This is a genomic window from Tabrizicola sp. BL-A-41-H6, assembly GCF_050632395.1.
Taxonomy (GTDB): domain Bacteria; phylum Pseudomonadota; class Alphaproteobacteria; order Rhodobacterales; family Rhodobacteraceae; genus JAUYQR01.
In genome coordinates this window covers 1,134,001-1,150,665 of record NZ_CP192600.1, presented here as the reverse complement: position 1 = coordinate 1,150,665, position 16,665 = coordinate 1,134,001, and the positions used below count along the sequence as shown (strand labels likewise).

The 16,665-nt window shown below is 65.7% G+C and carries 16 protein-coding genes; 13 read left to right on the top strand and 3 right to left on the bottom strand.

What is annotated here, in order from left to right; all coding sequences use genetic code 11:
- Nucleotides 1-77: 77 nt before the first annotated feature.
- Nucleotides 78-1,226 carry an ROK family transcriptional regulator gene (locus tag ACROUL_RS05735; RefSeq protein ID WP_431301253.1) on the bottom strand — a complete coding sequence of 383 codons (1,149 nt, stop codon included), beginning with the start codon at nucleotides 1,224-1,226 and terminating at the stop codon, nucleotides 78-80.
- A 270-nt stretch (nucleotides 1,227-1,496) separates the two neighbouring features.
- Here ACROUL_RS05735 and ACROUL_RS05730 point away from each other — a divergent pair, with 270 nt between their 5' ends.
- The 12 genes from ACROUL_RS05730 (at nucleotide 1,497) to rpiB (ending at nucleotide 14,437) form a co-directional block, all read left to right on the top strand.
- Nucleotides 1,497-2,507: a substrate-binding domain-containing protein gene (locus ACROUL_RS05730; protein ID WP_431298559.1), complete on the top strand. Its 1,011-nt coding sequence runs from the start codon at nucleotides 1,497-1,499 to the stop codon at nucleotides 2,505-2,507.
- Between the two features lie 106 nt (nucleotides 2,508-2,613).
- Nucleotides 2,614-3,690: an ABC transporter permease gene (locus ACROUL_RS05725; RefSeq protein WP_431298558.1), complete on the top strand. Its 1,077-nt coding sequence runs from the start codon at nucleotides 2,614-2,616 to the stop codon at nucleotides 3,688-3,690.
- Nucleotides 3,687-4,469, top strand: coding sequence for an ATP-binding cassette domain-containing protein (locus ACROUL_RS05720; protein ID WP_431298557.1), 783 nt, complete (start codon nucleotides 3,687-3,689; stop codon nucleotides 4,467-4,469). Before ACROUL_RS05725 ends, ACROUL_RS05720 begins: the two co-directional genes overlap by 4 nt.
- Before the next feature lie 141 nt (nucleotides 4,470-4,610).
- Nucleotides 4,611-7,451, top strand: coding sequence for a monovalent cation/H+ antiporter subunit A (locus ACROUL_RS05715; RefSeq protein WP_431298556.1), 2,841 nt, complete (start codon nucleotides 4,611-4,613; stop codon nucleotides 7,449-7,451).
- Nucleotides 7,451-7,777, top strand: coding sequence for a Na+/H+ antiporter subunit C (locus ACROUL_RS05710; RefSeq protein WP_431298555.1), 327 nt, complete (start codon nucleotides 7,451-7,453; stop codon nucleotides 7,775-7,777). Before ACROUL_RS05715 ends, ACROUL_RS05710 begins: the two co-directional genes overlap by 1 nt.
- The gene (locus tag ACROUL_RS05705; protein WP_431298554.1) at nucleotides 7,774-9,288 is read left to right on the top strand and encodes a monovalent cation/H+ antiporter subunit D; all 1,515 of its coding nucleotides are present in this window, start codon (nucleotides 7,774-7,776) and stop codon (nucleotides 9,286-9,288) included. The genes ACROUL_RS05710 and ACROUL_RS05705 overlap by 4 nt, the downstream gene beginning before the upstream one ends.
- Complete coding sequence (locus tag ACROUL_RS05700; RefSeq protein ID WP_431298553.1) at nucleotides 9,278-9,769, top strand: Na+/H+ antiporter subunit E; 492 nt, start codon at nucleotides 9,278-9,280, stop codon at nucleotides 9,767-9,769. Before ACROUL_RS05705 ends, ACROUL_RS05700 begins: the two co-directional genes overlap by 11 nt.
- A complete protein-coding gene (locus tag ACROUL_RS05695) occupies nucleotides 9,766-10,038 on the top strand; it encodes a K+/H+ antiporter subunit F (RefSeq protein WP_431298552.1) in 273 nt (90 codons plus the stop codon). The genes ACROUL_RS05700 and ACROUL_RS05695 overlap by 4 nt, the downstream gene beginning before the upstream one ends.
- Nucleotides 10,035-10,424, top strand: a complete 390-nt coding sequence (locus tag ACROUL_RS05690) for a Na+/H+ antiporter subunit G (protein WP_431298551.1) — start codon at nucleotides 10,035-10,037, stop codon at nucleotides 10,422-10,424. Before ACROUL_RS05695 ends, ACROUL_RS05690 begins: the two co-directional genes overlap by 4 nt.
- Before the next feature lie 88 nt (nucleotides 10,425-10,512).
- Entirely contained in the window at nucleotides 10,513-11,499 is a 987-nt protein-coding gene (gene deoC / locus ACROUL_RS05685) for a deoxyribose-phosphate aldolase (RefSeq protein ID WP_431298550.1), read from the top strand.
- A 162-nt stretch (nucleotides 11,500-11,661) separates the two neighbouring features.
- On the top strand, nucleotides 11,662-14,001 hold the full coding sequence (locus tag ACROUL_RS05680) for an aldehyde dehydrogenase family protein (RefSeq protein WP_431298549.1): 2,340 nt from the start codon (nucleotides 11,662-11,664) through the stop codon (nucleotides 13,999-14,001).
- Nucleotides 13,991-14,437 (top strand): ribose 5-phosphate isomerase B, encoded by a 447-nt coding sequence (gene rpiB, locus ACROUL_RS05675; RefSeq protein ID WP_431298548.1) that lies wholly within the window; start codon nucleotides 13,991-13,993, stop codon nucleotides 14,435-14,437. Before ACROUL_RS05680 ends, rpiB begins: the two co-directional genes overlap by 11 nt.
- A 133-nt stretch (nucleotides 14,438-14,570) precedes the next feature.
- Here the strand turns inward: rpiB and ACROUL_RS05670 are convergent, their stop codons facing one another.
- On the bottom strand, nucleotides 14,571-15,128 hold the full coding sequence (locus ACROUL_RS05670) for a YqgE/AlgH family protein (RefSeq protein WP_431298547.1): 558 nt from the start codon (nucleotides 15,126-15,128) through the stop codon (nucleotides 14,571-14,573).
- Between the two features lie 140 nt (nucleotides 15,129-15,268).
- Here ACROUL_RS05670 and ACROUL_RS05665 point away from each other — a divergent pair, with 140 nt between their 5' ends.
- Nucleotides 15,269-16,069 (top strand): protein-disulfide reductase DsbD domain-containing protein, encoded by an 801-nt coding sequence (locus tag ACROUL_RS05665; RefSeq protein ID WP_431298546.1) that lies wholly within the window; start codon nucleotides 15,269-15,271, stop codon nucleotides 16,067-16,069.
- A gap of 52 nt (nucleotides 16,070-16,121) precedes the next feature.
- Here ACROUL_RS05665 and moaB read toward each other — a convergent pair whose 3' ends face one another.
- Nucleotides 16,122-16,664 carry a molybdenum cofactor biosynthesis protein B gene (gene moaB / locus ACROUL_RS05660; RefSeq protein WP_431298545.1) on the bottom strand — a complete coding sequence of 181 codons (543 nt, stop codon included), beginning with the start codon at nucleotides 16,662-16,664 and terminating at the stop codon, nucleotides 16,122-16,124.
- Between the last annotated feature and the right edge of the window lies 1 nt (nucleotide 16,665).

Sequence of the window (16,665 nt, the reverse complement as noted above, 5' to 3'; positions counted from 1 at the left end):
ATCTTCCTCTCTGTGAAAATATCCAACGGGCGGTCAGGAGGGTGTGAAACTCTCCAGGGTCGGCCCCAAGGGCAAGGTCAGCTTTCGCGCGCCGCCGCGTTCTGGTCGATCAGATAGCGCTGCGACAGCGGTATCGCCGCCGCCCCCAGCGCCCGAGCTTCCGCCCCGACGGTGCCTTCCCGGATCACCGGCGGCTCGATCCCCGACAGGTCCAGCCGGTACAGCGCGGCTTCCGTCCGCTGCACCACCTCGGCCCTGATGTCCAATGGCATCCAGCCGTCGATAAGCACCGCCTCCATCTCCAAAAGCGCCGCCGCACTCATCGTGGCGCTGGCCAGCCCTTCGGCCGCGCCGTCGATCCAGGTGTCCAGGATCTCGTCGCTGATCTCCCAGCGGTCGGGGCGTTCCCACAACTGGTCCGACGGCTCGCCCGCCCGATCCATCGCCTCGGCCAACACCGACATCGAGGCCACGGTCAACAGCCGCCGCATCCGTCCGTCCGGCCCCGGCACCGGCATCGGACCGACACCTGCCGCGTTGCCGTGCCGCCCGGTATAAAGCTGCCCGTTCAGCACCAGCCCGCCACCGATGAAGTAGCCAAAGTAGAAATACAGAAAATCCTTGGGCCGCTCGCCGGTGCCAAACACCAGCTCCGCCCCGCAGGCCGCCGTCGCATCGTTCTGCAGATAGACCGGCATCCCCGCCAGCGCCGCCAGTTCCGCCTGCACGTCCCGGTCGCGCCAGGCATCCATCTCGGCTTGCGGCGCGCCGATGTAATCCACCCAGTTCCACAACTGGAACGGCATCGCCACACCAAGGCCCCCGACACGGTCGCGCTGGCCTTCCGGCAGGCTGGCGATCAGCGCGGGCAGCGCCTCGGCCACAAATGCCACCACCGCACCCGGCGTCGGATAGCGGTAGACCTTGCGCCGCGCCCCCCGCACCCGGCCCAGAAAATCCACCAGCGCCAGATCCGCCGACCGCCGCCCGATCTTCAGCCCCAGGAAATACGCCCCGTCCGGCGCCAGCGACATCGGCACCGACGGCTGGCCGATCCGGCCCCGCACCGGCTCGCCCCGCAGCAGCAGCCCGTCCTGCTCCAGACTGCGCATGATCACCGAAACCGTCTGTGCCGAGAGGCCGGAAATCCGTGCAATGTCGGATTTCGCCAACGACCCCTGCTGCCGCACAAGGCTCAGGACCAGCCGCTCGTTATGCGCCCGCATCCCCGACTGGTTCGACCCGCGCAGCGATGATGCCTCGGCCAATGGCCGTGCGTCCGCCGCGCTGTCCACCAGATGCTTCACGATTCCCCCCGCGTTCCAGAAGGCAGAGTGCGTAAGAAAACGGCAGCCTGTCAATAATAAATCAGAGTGATTTAATTATCTTGACGCACCCTTGGGATTCGGGTCATGGTCCCACTCGCCGCAGTGCCAAAGCACCTGCGACGGAATCACAGCCGGGCAGCAAGCCCGTCACTTTTGGGAGGACTACCAATGAAACTGACCAAGCTTCTGCTCGGCGCCGGTGCGCTGGCCTTGCTGGCTGGCACCGCTTCGGCCGCCGACCTCGCCTGCCTCATCACCAAGAACAACACCAACCCCTTCTTCGTGAAAATGAAGGAAGGCGCCGAGGCTGCCGCCACCGCAGCCGGCCTCGATTTCCAGGCTTACGCCGGTGAAAAGGACGGCGACGCCGCCCCGCAGATCACCGCCATCGAAAACTGCGTCGCCGCTGGTGCCAAGGGTATCCTGATCACCCCGTCGAACGACTCTGTCGGCCCGGCCCTCAAGGACGCCCGCGCTGCCGGCATCCTCGTGATCGCCCTCGACACGCCCTTGGCTGACACCGAAGCTCAGGACATCACCTTTGCGACCGACAACTTCGAAGCCGGCGTCCTGATCGGCAAATGGGCCGCCGCGACGATGGGCGAAGGCGCCGCCACCGCCAAGATCGCGATGCTCGACATCAACAAGGACAACATCTCGGTTGACGTTCAGCGCAACACCGGCTTCCTGACCGGCTTCGGCATCGAAGTGCCGGATCTGACCGTGCTCGCTTCGGAAACCGACCCGCGCGTAATCGGCCACGAAACCTCGGACGCAAACCCCGAAGGCGGTCTGCGCGCGATGGAAACCCTGCTCGCCAAGGACCCGGACATCAACGTGGTCTACACGATCAACGAACCGGCCGCTGAAGGTGCCTACCAGGCGCTCAAGAACGCCGGCAAGGAAGGCCAAGCGATCATCGTTTCGGTTGACGGCGGCTGCCCCGGCGTGGCTTCGGTCAAATCGGGCGTGATCGGCGCCACCTCGCAGCAGTACCCGCTGCTGATGGCTTCCAAAGGCATCGAAGCGATCGTCGCCTACGCCAAGGACGGCACCAAGCCGACCGTCACCGAAGGCCTGTCGTTCTTCAACACCGGTGTGAACCTCGTCACCGACAAGCCGGTTGACGGCGTCCCGTCGATCGACACCACCAAGGGCACCGAGCTTTGCTGGGGCTAAGCCTCCATCAGGTTTGAGTTGATTAACGGAAGGGCGGCTTTACAGTCGCCCTTCTGCTTAGACGATGCCGCAAAGGCATCAGCGTCAGCCGGGGGGAAGACTGCAGATGAGTAGCGACGCACCGACCAAGACCATCTCCGATTACGAAGCGACCCTGACCAAGGCCGATACGGCGGTGGCCAGCTTCGAGCGGGATGACAAGACCTTCATCCACAAACTGCGCAACTTCCTGCGCCGCAACCCGACCATGATCCCGGCGCTGGTGCTGCTGTTGTCGATCGCGGCCTTCAGCATCGTCGCTCCGCGCTTTCTTGGCGTCGGCGCACTCTCGACGATCCTGAAACAGGTCACCGTCACCGGCTTTGTCGCGCTTGCCCAAACCCTCATCATCCTGACCGCAGGCATCGACCTGTCGGTTGGTGCCATCCTTGTGCTCAGTTCGCTCGTGATGGGCAACCTCGCGGTGTTCGCGGGGGTACCTGTCGGCCTTGCCATCCTGATCGGCGTGGTTGTCGGTGGCGTCATGGGCCTCGTGAACGGCCTTCTCGTCACCAAGATGCGCCTGCCGCCCTTCATCGTGACCCTCGGCACGCTGTCGATCTTTGAATCGATCAAGCTGTGGTATTCCCAGTCCGAATCCATCCGCAACGTCGACATCGAAGCGAACGCGCCGTTCCTTCTGATCTTCGGCAAGGGCTTCAACTTCGGCGGCGCCAGCATCAGCTATGGCGGGATCACACTCCTGCTGCTGGCCGCCCTCCTTTGGTATGTCCTCAACCACACCGCCTGGGGCCGCCATGTCCACGCCATCGGCGATGATCCTGACGCGGCCATGCTGTCAGGCATCAAGGTCGACCGAACGCTGGTCTCGGTCTACACCGTCGCCGGCCTGATCTGCGGCTTTGCCGCCTGGGTTGCGGTCGGTCGCGTCGGCTCGGTTTCGCCCATCGCGTTTTCCGACGTGAACCTTGCGTCCATCACCGCCGTGGTGATCGGCGGCACCTCGCTATTCGGCGGGCGCGGCTCGATCATCGGCTCGGTCCTTGGCGCCATGATCGTGGGCGTGTTCATCACCGGCCTCTCGCTCGCGGGGGTCGACGACTACTGGCAGAAATTCGCGGCGGGCTGCCTTGTCATCATCGCCGTATCGCTTGACCAATGGCTGCGGAGGGCTTCGCAATGAGCGTGACACCGATCCTTCAGGCAAAAGGCCTGATGAAGCGCTACGGCACCGTGGTCGCGATGAGCGGCGCCGACTTCGAACTGATGCCGGGCGAAATCATCGCCGTCATCGGCGACAACGGCGCCGGCAAATCCACCCTGATCAAGGCCCTATCCGGCGCGGTCGTCCCCGACCACGGCGAGATCCTTCTGGACGGCAAGCCGGTCCATTTCCGCAGCCCCGAGGACGCCCGCGCCCTTGGCATCGAAACGGTCTACCAAAACCTCGCCATGTCGCCGGCCCTATCCATCGCCGACAACATGTTCCTTGGCCGCGAATGGCGCGAACCCGGCATCATGGGCACGGTATTCCGCAAGATGGACCGCGCGCGGATGGAGAAATTCGCCCGCGACAAGCTCAGCGAACTGGGCCTGATGACCATCCAGGACATCACCCAGCCGGTCGAAACCCTGTCGGGCGGCCAGCGTCAGGGCGTCGCCGTGGCCCGTGCCGCCGCCTTCGGATCGAAGGTCGTGATCCTCGACGAACCCACCGCCGCCCTCGGCGTCAAGGAAAGCCGCCGGGTGCTGGAACTGATCCGCGACGTTCGCGCGCGTGGCATCCCGATCATCCTGATCAGCCACAACATGCCCCATGTGTTCGAAGTGGCTGACCGCATCCACATCCACCGGCTTGGCCGCAGGCTTTGCGTCATCAAGCCGTCGGACTACTCCATGTCCGACGCCGTGGCCTTCATGACCGGGGCAAAACTGCCCGAAGGCGTCACCGAACCGGTGTAATCGCCTCGCGAACCGCACCCGACCCGTGCGGTTCGCTTCCTCCGGCCTTGAACCCGGCGCAAGAGTGGGTACGTTACGCCAAACCCGCCGCGATGCATTCTGCGCGCCAATCCGCCAGGCCACGACGAGGAAGCCGCCCATATGTCACTCGCGCTGATCGCGGCACTTCCCTTCTTCGGCGCACTCCTCCCCGGCCTGATGATCCGCTTCGGTCGCAACGCCTGCGCGCTTGCGACCGGCCTCGTCACCGCACTCGCCCTTCTGCTCCTAGCCCTCCACGCCCCCGCCGTCCTGCGCGGCGAGGTGGTGCAGACCCGCATCGACTGGCTTCCCGGCCTCGGCCTCAACGCCAACTTCTTCCTCGACGGGCTTGGCCTTCTCTTTGCCGGGCTGATCCTCGGCATCGGCCTTCTCATCATCCTCTACGCCCGCTTCTACCTTTCTGCGCGCGATCCGATGGGGCAGTTCTACACCTACCTCCTCCTCTTCCAGGGCGCGATGGTGGGCATCGTCCTCTCCGACAACATCCTGCTCCTCCTGATCTTCTGGGAACTGACCTCGCTGTCGTCGTTCCTCCTGATCGGCTACTGGAAACACCTGCCCGAAGGTCGTCAGGGCGCACGCATGGCTTTGGCCGTCACGGGCGCAGGTGGCCTCGCGATGATCGCGGGCATGCTGATCCTCGGCAATATCGTCGGCAGCTACGATCTGACCGTGATCTTGCAAAACAAGGCGCTGATTCAGGCCTCCCCGCTCTACCTCCCAGCCCTGATCCTGATCCTCCTCGGCGCCTTCACCAAATCCGCGCAGTTCCCGTTCCACTTCTGGCTGCCGCACGCGATGGCCGCCCCAACGCCAGTCTCGGCCTACCTCCACTCCGCCACGATGGTGAAGGCGGGCCTCTTTCTGATGGCGCGGATGTGGCCCGTGCTGGCCGGCACCCCGGAATGGTTCTGGATCGTCGCCACCACCGGCCTTGTTACGATGGTGATGGCCGCCAAGATCGCGCTCTTCAAGGATGACCTGAAGGCGCTGCTGGCCTTCTCCACCGTCAGCCACCTTGGCCTCATCACCATGCTTCTGGGCTTCGGCACCAAGACCGCCGCCACCGTCGCCGTCTTCCACATCATCAACCACGCCACCTTCAAGGCCGCCCTCTTCATGACCGCCGGCATCGTCGACCACGAGGCGCATACCCGCGACATGAAGCGTCTCGGCGGCCTGCGCACCCTGATGCCGATCACCTTCACCATCGCCCTTCTCGCCTCACTGTCGATGGCCGGCATGGCGCCCCTCAACGGCTTCCTGTCGAAGGAAATGATGCTGCAAGAGGCCGCCGACACCGTCTGGCTCACCCCTTGGGCGATGGGCCTCCTCGCCACCATCGGCGCGCTCTTCTCGGTCGCCTACTCGTTCCGCTTCCTTGCCCACGGCTTCCTGGGCCCGGTGCGCGACGATTACCCGCACAAGCCGCATGACCCCGGCGTCGGCCTCTGGGCCGCCCCGGCGTTCCTCGCAGCCCTCGTCGTCGTGATCGGCCTGTTGCCGATGCTGACCGCAAGCTGGCTCGTCAACGCAGCCGCCGGCGCCGTCACCGGAGAGCCGGTCGCCGTCAAGATCACGCTCTGGCACGGGTTGGAAGCAGCAGCCCTCTGGATGTCGGTGGCCGCTTTCGGCGGTGGCCTCGCACTTCTCGGCCTTCACCCCCGCCTGATGGCGCTGTGGAAAGCCACCCCGCGCCCCGACGCCAAGCGTATCTTCGACGGCATCATCGAACCCCTCGCCGCCGCGTCGCGCGACATGACCGCCGCGCTCCACAACGGCTCGCTTACCCGCGCCATCGCCATCGCCACCCTCGCCATCGCCGCCGCCAGTGCCTACGCCTTCGCCACCGGCACGCACTTGCCCGGCACCCGCGTGCCCTTGCCCATGCAACCCGTCCCCGTCATCGCCTGGGCCATCCTGATGATCGCCGCCCTCGCCACCGTGGCCATGCACCGCGACCGGGTGATAGCCCTTCTCCTCACCGGCATCGTCGGCCTCATCATCTCCATCGGCTTTGCGTGGTTCTCCGCCCCCGACCTCGCCCTCACCCAGATCAGCGTCGAGGTGGTGACGATCCTCCTGATGCTCCTCGCCCTCAACTTCCTGCCGAAAACCACGCCTGTCGAAAGCACCACCCCCCGCCGCCTGCGTGATGCCGCCATCGCGGCCGTCGCGGGCGCGGGCATCGGCAGCCTCGTCTACGCCCTTATGACCCGCGCCCCCGCGTTCGACCCGATCTCGCACTTCCACCTTGCGCAATCGAAACCCGGCGCGGGCGGCACCAACGCCGTCAACACCATCATCGTCGACTTCCGCGGCTATGACACCTACGGCGAGATCATCGTCCTCGGCATCGCCGCCCTCGTGATCTTCGCCCTGTCCGAAGCGCTCCTGCGCAGCCCAACCGTCTCGGCCCGCCTCCGCGCCATCGGCCCCGGCACCAACGATTCGGGCGACCGCCACCCGATGATGCTGGCCATTGCCGCCCGTGTCCTTTTGCCGATGGCGATGATGGTCGGCGTCTACATCTACCTCCGCGGTCACAACCTGCCCGGCGGCGGCTTCGTCGCGGGCCTCGTTTTCGCCATCGCCTACCTGCTGCAATACCTCGCCTCGGGATATGTCTGGAGCCACCGCCGCCAGCGCTATGACCACCACATCCTGATCGGCGCCGGCGTCCTTGTAGCCTCGCTCGCCGGCGTCGGCGCTTGGGTCATGGGCCTGCCGTTCCTGACCTCCGGCTACGACTACATCACCGTCTGGCCGCTCGAGACGTTCGAACTTGCAACCGCCGCGATCTTCGACCTTGGCGTGTTCCTCTGCGTCCTCGGCGCGGTGATGCTGTCCTTGGCCTCGCTTTCCCGCATGGCCCTGCGCGCCGGCGAAAAGGTCAACCCCGACGCCTTCGATATCGACCCCAGCCGGGAGGCCCGCTGATGGAACTTCTCGTCGCCTCCACCATCGGCCTGCTGACCTCGGTCGGCATTTACCTCATGCTGCGCCTGCGCACCTTCCCGGTGATCCTCGGCCTCACCTTTCTCAGCTACGCGGTCAACATCTTCATCTTCGCCGCCGGCCGCCTTGCCGTGAACCAGCCCCCGATCATCGCCAAGGGCGCCACCTACGCCGACCCCCTGCCGCAGGCGCTGGTGCTGACCGCCATCGTGATCTCCTTTGGCATGACCGCCGTGATCGTCATCATGTCGCTTGGCGGCTACCTCGAATCCGGGCACGACAAGGTCGACATGGACGGTGAGCCATGACCCACTGGATCATCGCCCCTGTCGTCCTGCCCGCCCTCCTTGCGGCGCTCATGGTCATCGGCTTTCGCCGCGACCTGCGGTTCCAGAGGATCATTTCGGTCGCCGGCATCGCCGCGCTCAACGCCATCGCCATCGCACTTTGCCTCGCCGCTACCCAGAACGGCCCCGAAGGTTACTTCCTCGGCAACTGGCCCGCCCCCTTCGGCATCGTGCTGGTGCTGGATCGGCTCTCGGCGATGATGGTCCTCCTTCTCAGCGGTCTTGCGCTGCCAGTCGTGCTCTACGCCATAGGTTCGGGCTGGGATACGAAGGGCGCGCATTTCCACCCGCTCCTCCACTTCCTCCTGATGGGCATTTCCGGTGCCTTCCTGACCGGCGACGCCTTCAACCTGTTCGTGTTCTTCGAGGTGCTGCTGATCGCCTCCTACGGCCTGATGATCCACGGCGGCACCCGTGACCGTACCCGCGCCGGCATCCAGTACATCGCCTTCAACCTCGTCGGCTCCTCGCTCTTCCTGATCGCGCTCGCCACGGTCTACGCCGTCACCGGCACGCTCAACATGGCCGACCTTGCCGAGAAACTCCCCACCCTGCCCGATGGCGACGCCGCCCTGATCCGCGTCGCCGCCGTCATGCTGATCATGGTCTTCGCCATCAAGGGCGCGCTGGTGCCCTTGCAGTTCTGGCTGCCCGGCACCTACGCCAACGCCCCCGGCGTGGTCGCGGCCATGTTCGCCGTGATGACCAAGGTCGGCGCCTATGCCACGATCCGCTTCGGCACGCTGATCTTCCCGACCACCCTGCCCGCCACCGGCCCCCTGATTGCCGAGATGCTGCTGCCCGCAGCCCTCCTTACCCTCGCCATCGGCGCCATCGGCATCCTTGGCGCCACCACCCTGCCGCGCCTCGTGGCCATGGCCGCCATCGCCTCGATGGGCACCGCCTTCATCGCCATCGCCGCCTTCACCCCCGCCACCACCTCGGCCGCGCTTTACTACATCCTCCATTCCACCCTCGCCACCGCCGCCCTCTTTCTCGTGGCCGACCTCGTCACCCGCCGCCGCGCCGATGGCAGCCTCACCGCCCAATCCCCCATCGCCCAATCCGGCCTGATCGGCGCGATTTTCATGGTCGCCGCCATCGCCATCGCCGGGATGCCGCCGCTCTCCGGCTTCATCGGCAAACTGCTGATCCTCGACGCCTGGCGCGACCACGCCGCAACGGTCTGGACCGCGATCCTCGTCTCCAGCTTCCTGACGATCCTCGGCCTCTCGCGCGCGGGCTCCACCCTCTTCTGGAAATCCCACGCCACAGCAGGCAACCCGCCCGAAGCAAAACCCGAAACCCTCGCCTTCGCCGCCGTGTTCGCCCTCCTCGCCGCCCTCGCCGCCCTGACCATCCTCGCCGGCCCCGTCACGCGCTGGCTCGATGCCACGGCGGCCAGCCTCTACGACCCCGCACCCTATATCGCCGCCACCCAGCTTTATCAGGATCGCGCCGATGCTCAGTAAGCTCCTGCCGCACCCCTACCTGTCGCTGACGCTGGTCGTCGTCTGGATGCTTCTGGTCAACCAGTTCAAGATCGGCAGCCTCGTGATGGCCGCCATCCTTGCCCTCGTCATCCCGCACCTCACCGCCGCATGGTGGCCCGACCGCCCGAAGGTGCGCCGCCCACTCAGCCTCTTTGCCTACGCGCTCCTCGTCTTGTGGGATGTCATCGTCGCCAACTTTCAGGTCGCGCGCATCGTCCTCTTCATGCCGAACGCCAAGATCCGCTCCGCCTGGATCACCGTGCCCCTCGATCTGAAAACACCCGAGGCGATCACGCTTCTTGCCGGCACCATCACCATGACCCCCGGCACCCTCACCGCCGACATGAGCACCTGCGGCCGCGCGCTCCTGATCCACGCGCTCCATGCGCCCGACCCCGACGCCGTGCGCGATGACATCAAATCCCGCTACGAGGCCCGCCTGAAAAGGATATTCGAATGATCCTGCCCTACGCCCTCGACTTCGCGCTCGGTGCCTTTGGCCTTTGCCTCGTCCTCAACCTGATCCGCCTCTTCACCGCCCCCACGCTTACCGACCGCATCCTCGCCGTCGACACCATGACAGTGAACGCCATCGCTCTTGTGGTCCTCACCACCGTCCGCAGCGGCTCGAACCTCCTCTTCGAAGCCGCCCTCCTCCTCGCCCTGACCGGCTTCATCAGCACCGTCGCCTACTGCAAATACCTCCTGCGGGGGAGCATCATTGAATGACCCTCGCACTCGAAATCATCATCGCCGCCTTCCTCGTCGCCGGGGGCATCTTCGGCCTGATCGGCAGCTACGGCCTGCTGAAATTGCGCGACCCGATGCAGCGCCTGCATGCGCCGACCAAAGCCACCACCATCGGCGTCGGCACCGCCCTCGTCGCTTCCGCCTTCCACCTTGTCCTGCAAGGTCAGGGCATCAGCTGGCACGAACTTCTGATCACCCTGTTCCTTTTGCTCACCGCGCCCGTCTCGGCCCTGTTCCTCGCCAAGACCCACCTCTTCCGCACCATCCCCAAATCCGATCTTCCCGATCCCGGCACCGGCACGCCCTGGGCCACGCATGACGACGCATGGCCCGTGCAGCCGGAACGCAGCACTCCGCCCTCTTGACCAAACGGTCAGATTTTCCGCACCGTCACCCTTGCGGCACACCGGGCCGCATGGCATCGTCGCGCCATCCGACAGGGCGGAGGACCGTTTGGAAACGCTGACACCTTTGAAAGACCTCCTGCCGCAGGTCACCCACACCCGCAATCCCGGAATGCCGCTCGATCTTGATTGGGTCGCGAGCGTTCAGGCCAACACCTCCGCCATCGAACGCCGCGCCGCCACCATCTCGGGCCGCCGCTCGGTGAAAAAGGACTATCAGGCCGCCTGGCTCCTGAAAGCCATCTCCCTCATCGACCTCACCACCCTTGCCGGTGACGATACCGAAGGCCGCGTCAAGCGCCTCTGCGCCAAGGCTCGCCAGCCTGTAGCACCCTGGATGCTGGAAAAGCTGGGCCTGCCCCACCTGACCACCGGCGCCGTCTGCGTTTACCACGAGATGGTCGAAACCGCCGTCCGCGCCCTCGAAGGCACCTCGATCCCCGTCGCCGCCGTCTCCACCGGCTTCCCGGCCGGCCTCTCGCCCTACCGCCTGCGCATCGCCGAAATCGGCGAAAGCGTCCGCGCCGGGGCAAAGGAAATCGACATCGTCATCTCCCGTCGCCACGTCCTCACGCAAAACTGGCAGGCGCTTTACGACGAAATGGCCGAGATGCGCGTCGCCTGCGGGGATGCCCACGTCAAGGCGATCCTCGCCACCGGCGAACTTGGCACGCTCCGCAACGTCGCCCGCGCCTCGCTGATCTGCATGATGGCCGGCGCCGATTTCATCAAGACCTCCACCGGCAAGGAACCCGTCAACGCCACCCTTCCCGTCACCCTCACCATGATCCGCTGCATCCGCGACTATCAGGACCGCACCGGCATCAAGGTCGGCTACAAACCCGCCGGCGGCATCGCCAAGGCCAAGGACGCCCTCACCTACCTCGCCCTCATCAAGGATGAACTTGGCCACCCCTGGCTGCAACCCGACCTCTTCCGCTTCGGCGCCTCAAGCCTCCTCGGCGACATCGAGCGTCAGCTTGAACACCACCTAACCGGCCACTACTCCGCCGCCAACCGCCACGCGATGGGATGATCCCATGCGCCTCCGCAAGCGGCTTCACCTTTTTCAAATTTCCCAGCCGGAGGCATGCCCGAGCCGGTTGCGCCTTAGCGCAGAGGCGAGACAAATGGCTCGCGGCGCAGCCGCTCCACTTCATAACCGCCCCCACCCGCGCTGTGGCGAAGGACTGACACCATGACCATCAAGGAAATTTTCGACAGCATGGCCTACGGCCCCGCCCCGGAATCCGCCACCGAAGCCCTCGCCTGGATCGCCAAACACAACGGCACCTTCGGCCACTTCATCGACGGCGCTTTCACCAAACCGGGCGCGACCTTCACCACCGCCAACCCCGCCACCGGCCAACCCCTCGCGCAAGTGACCCAAGGCACCGCAGCCGACATCGCCGCCGCCGTCAAAGCCGCCCGCCGCGCCCAACCCGCCTGGGCCAAACTCCCGGCCCACCAACGCGCGAAATTCCTCTACGCCCTCGCCCGCCTCACGCAGAAACACGCCCGCCTCCTCGCGGTCCTTGAAACCCTCGACAACGGCAAACCCATCCGCGAGTCGCGCGACATCGACATCCCCCTCGTCACCCGGCATTTCTACTACCACGCCGGCCTCGCCCAGCTTCTGCCCTCCGAACACCCCGACCTCCAGCCCCTCGGCGTCTGCGGCGCCGTCATCCCCTGGAACTTCCCTCTCCTGATGCTCGCCTGGAAGGTCGCCCCGGCGCTCGCCGCCGGCAACACCGTCGTCCTCAAACCCGCCGAATACACCCCCCTCACCGCCCTTCTCTTCGCCGAAATCTCCCGCGAAGCCGGTCTCCCCAAGGGCGTTCTCAACATCGTCACCGGCGATGGCTCCACCGGCGCCGCCCTCGTGGACAGCCCCGTCGACAAGATCGCCTTCACCGGCTCCACCTCCGTCGGCAAGCGCATCCGCGCCGCCACCGCAGGCAGCGGCAAAGCCCTCACCCTCGAACTGGGCGGCAAATCCCCCTACATCGTGTTCGACGACGCCGACCTTGATTCCGCCGTCGAGGGCCTCGTCGATGCCATCTGGTTCAACCAGGGCCAGGTCTGCTGCGCCGGCTCCCGCCTTCTCGTGCAGGAAGGCATCGCCGACCGCTTCCACACGAAACTGAAACGCCGGATGGACGGCCTGCGCATCGGTGACCCGCTCGACAAGGCCATCGACATCGGCGCCATCGTCGATCCCGTCCAACTCAAGACGATTACCGAAATGGTCGCCGCCAACACCGAAGGCGAAACCTACCAAGCCGCCACCGCCGTCCCCACCGGCTGCTTCTACCCGCCGACGCTCATCACCGGCCTCTCCGCCGCCTCCACCCTGATGCAAGAAGAAATCTTCGGCCCCGTCCTCGTCTCGATGACCTTCCGCACGCCGGAAGAGGCGGTCGCCCTGGCCAACAACACGAAATACGGCCTCGCCGCCACGGTGTGGAGCGAGAACATCAACCTCGCCCTCGACATCGCTCCAAAGCTGAAGGCCGGCATCGTCTGGGTCAACGCCACCAACCTCTTCGACGCCGCTGCAGGCTTCGGCGGGGTGCGCGAATCCGGCTTTGGTCGCGAAGGCGGCTGGGAAGGGCTGATGGCCTACCTCAAGCCCACGGCAAAACCCGTCGCTCTGAAGCCCATCGCATCCACCCCCGAACCCGCCAACCCCGAAGCCCCCGCCCTCGACCGCACCGCGAAACTCTACATCGGTGGCAAGCAGGCCCGCCCCGATGGCGGCTACAGCCAAGCCATCTACAGCCCGAAAGCCAAGCTTCTCGGCCATGTCGGCATCGGCAACCGAAAGGACATAAGGAACGCGGTCGAGGCGGCACACGCCGCCAAGGGCTGGGGCAAGGCCACCGGCCATAACCGCGCGCAGATCCTTTACTACATCGCCGAGAACCTCTCCGCTCGCGCCGACGAATTCGCCGCCCGCCTGAAAGACCTCACCGGCTATAACGGCACGGCCGAGGTCGAGGCCTCCATCCAGCGCCTCTTCACTTATGCCGCATGGTCCGACAAATTCGACGGCGCGGCCAAATCGGTCCCGATCCGTGGCATCGCCCTTGCCATGAACGAACCCGTCGGCGTGATCGGCGCGCTCTGCCCCGACGAAGCCCCGCTCCTCGGCCTCATCTCCGTCATGGCGCCGGCCATCGCGATGGGCAACACCTGCGTCCTCGTCCCCTCCGCCGCCTACCCCCTCGCCGCGACCGACTTTTATCAGGTGCTCGACACCTCCGACCTCCCCGCCGGCGTCGTCAACATCGTCACCGGTCCGCCCGCCGACCTCGCGAAATCCCTCGCCGGGCATATGGACGTTGACGCGGTCTGGTCCTTCTCCTCCCAGAACCTCGTCAGCCTGATCGAACGCGAAGCCGCCCTGAACGTCAAACGCACATGGGTCAACAACGGCCACGCCCGCAACTGGATGGGCAGCGCCGGCGAAGGCCGCGAATTCCTGCGTCACGCCACCGAAATCAAGACCATCTGGGTGCCCTATGGCGAATGAACCAACCCGCGTCGTCGTCTCCAGCGACCACGCCGCAATCCCGCTGCGTCAGGCCATCGCGGCACATCTTGCAGCCAAGGGTTACGCGGTCACCGACATCGGCCCGACCACCCCGGAAAGCACCCACTACCCCCTGCACGGCAAAGCCGCCGCCGAACGCGTGGCGTCCGGCGATTGCCACCTCGGCATCATCGTCTGCGGCACCGGCCAAGGCATCATGATGGCCGCGAACAAGGTGAAAGGCATCCGCTGCGGCGTCTGCTCCGACACCTTCTCCGCCAAGATGATCCGCCAGCACAACGACGCCAACATGCTGTCGCTCGGCGCCCGGGTGGTTGGCGAAGGCCTCGCGCTTGAAATCGTCGATGCCTTCCTCGGGGCCAGTTTCGAAGGCGGCCGCCATGCAACCCGCGTCGACATGATCGAAGCGCCCTAGACCGATTCGCAAATCAAGGTTAACGCCCCGCCCACAGCCAAAACGTATGGCCTCTTGCCAGACGTTTGCCATACGCCTGCCATACCGTTAACCCTTCCGAAATCAGGCTAATTACCGCAGCGTTCCCAATCCCTTAGGCCCGCCCCGCCGACCCGCTCAGCGTCTTCGGGTCAATCCCCATCCGCCGCAACGCCGCCGCCCATTTGCCCCCGTCATCACGCGAAAAGACCAGCCCCGCCTCCGGCTCGCCGGTCAGCCAGTCGTTGCGGATGATCTCGGCCTCCAACTGCCCCGGCCCCCAGCCCGCATAGCCCAAGGCAAGGATCGCCGCCTCCGGCCCCTGACCCTTCGCCAGTGCCTCCAGCACGTCCATCGTCGCGGTCATCTCGAACCCGCCGGGCACCGACATCGAACTGCCCCCCTGCGGTCGCCAGTCGGCCGAATGCAGCACGAATCCCCGCCCCCGCTCCACCGGCCCGCCGACATGAACGCGAATGTCGCGCCCCTCTGGTGCGACCGGAATGTTCAGCTGTTCCAACAGCTTGGCAAAGCTCAGGTCGACCGCAGGCTTGTTGATGATGATGCCCATCGCGCCCTCGGCCGAATGCGCGCAGATAAGGATCACGCTGCGCTCGAACCGGGGGTCGCCCATCCCCGGCATCGCGATCAGGATCTTGCCAGCCAGTTCCATGCGGCACCCTCCGTTACACCCCAAGCATGGCGCTGCATCGTTTCGGCCTCAACCCCTGATCTCGCGTCTGGGATGCCACAGTCACGCCCCGTCGCCGCAAAGTGATTTCATCTGACGCCGCAAGTCACTATCTTCGGCACATGACCCGCATCTGCCTCGTCCTTGCCCCGATCATCGCCCTCGGCACCCCCGCCCTTGCGACCACGCAGGACGACGTTCTCGCCGGCGCGCTCCTGCCCGGCTGGCAGATGCCCGACGGCGGCCACATGGCCGGCGTCCAGCTAACCCTAGCTCCCGGTTGGAAAACTTACTGGCGCAGCCCCGGCGACGCCGGTATCCCACCCACATTCGACTGGTCCGGTTCCGAAAACGTCCGCGCCGTCCGCATCCACTGGCCCGCCCCCAGCGTGTTCCAGACCAACGGAATGCAAAGCATCGGCTACCACGACGAGGTCACCCTTCCGGTCGAGGTCACCGCCATCGACCCGTCCCTCCCGATGCGCCTGTCAGCCACCGTGGACCTTGGCGTCTGCGACGAGATCTGCCTGCCAGCCAGCCTTACCCTGACAACCGATCTGATCGCCCCCGGCGCCAGCGACGCAACGATCAAGGCCGCCCTCGCGCGCCGCCCCGCTACCGCCTCCGAGGCCGGCGTCACGTCGGTCAGTTGCACCGTCGACCCCATCGCCGATGGCCTGCGCATCACCGCAAACATCGCAATGCCGCGCAGCGGCGGGCCAGAGACGGTCGCCTTTGAGACCGCCGACCCCACCGTCTGGGTTGCCGAAAGCACCGCGTCCCGTGACGGTAACCACCTGACAGCAATGACAGAAATGGTTGCGCAATCCGGCACGCCTTTCGCGCTTGACCGATCCAAGGTGACAGTGACCGTCCTGTCAGACAACGGCGCCGTGGAAATCCGCGGCTGCCCCGCGCCCTGAAAATACGCACCGTTTGCCACGCTGATCGCGACGTCCTGACGTGGCGCTGCGCTCATTTCCGGCGGCGATGTTCTTCCAGCCGTGGAAATATCTCGACAAAGTTGCAGGGGCGGTGCCGGAAATCCAATTGCCAGCGCAGGATCTCGTCCCAGGCATCGCGGCAGGCACCGGGGCTGCCTGGCAGCGCGAAAAGATAGGTCCCGCCAGCCACCCCGCCACAGGCTCGGCTCTGCACTGCCGACGTGCCAATCTTCTGCATCGAGACGATGGTGAACACCGTCCCGAACGCCTCGATCTCTTTCTCATAGACGTCGCGGTGCGCCTCGACTGTCACGTCCCGTCCGGTCAAGCCGGTGCCGCCCGTGGTCAGGATGACATCCACCGCCGGATCGGCAATCCACCCCTTCAGCCGCGCGGCAATCTCGGCCCGGTCGTCCTGCACGATCCCGCGCGCCGCCAGCACATGCCCCGCGTCCAGAAGCCGCTCCACCAGCGTATCGCCCGACTTGTCATCCGCCGTGGTGCGCGTGTCGCTGACCGTCAGCACCGCGATGCGGACCGGGATGAACTCCTTCGTCTCGTCGATGCGTGACATG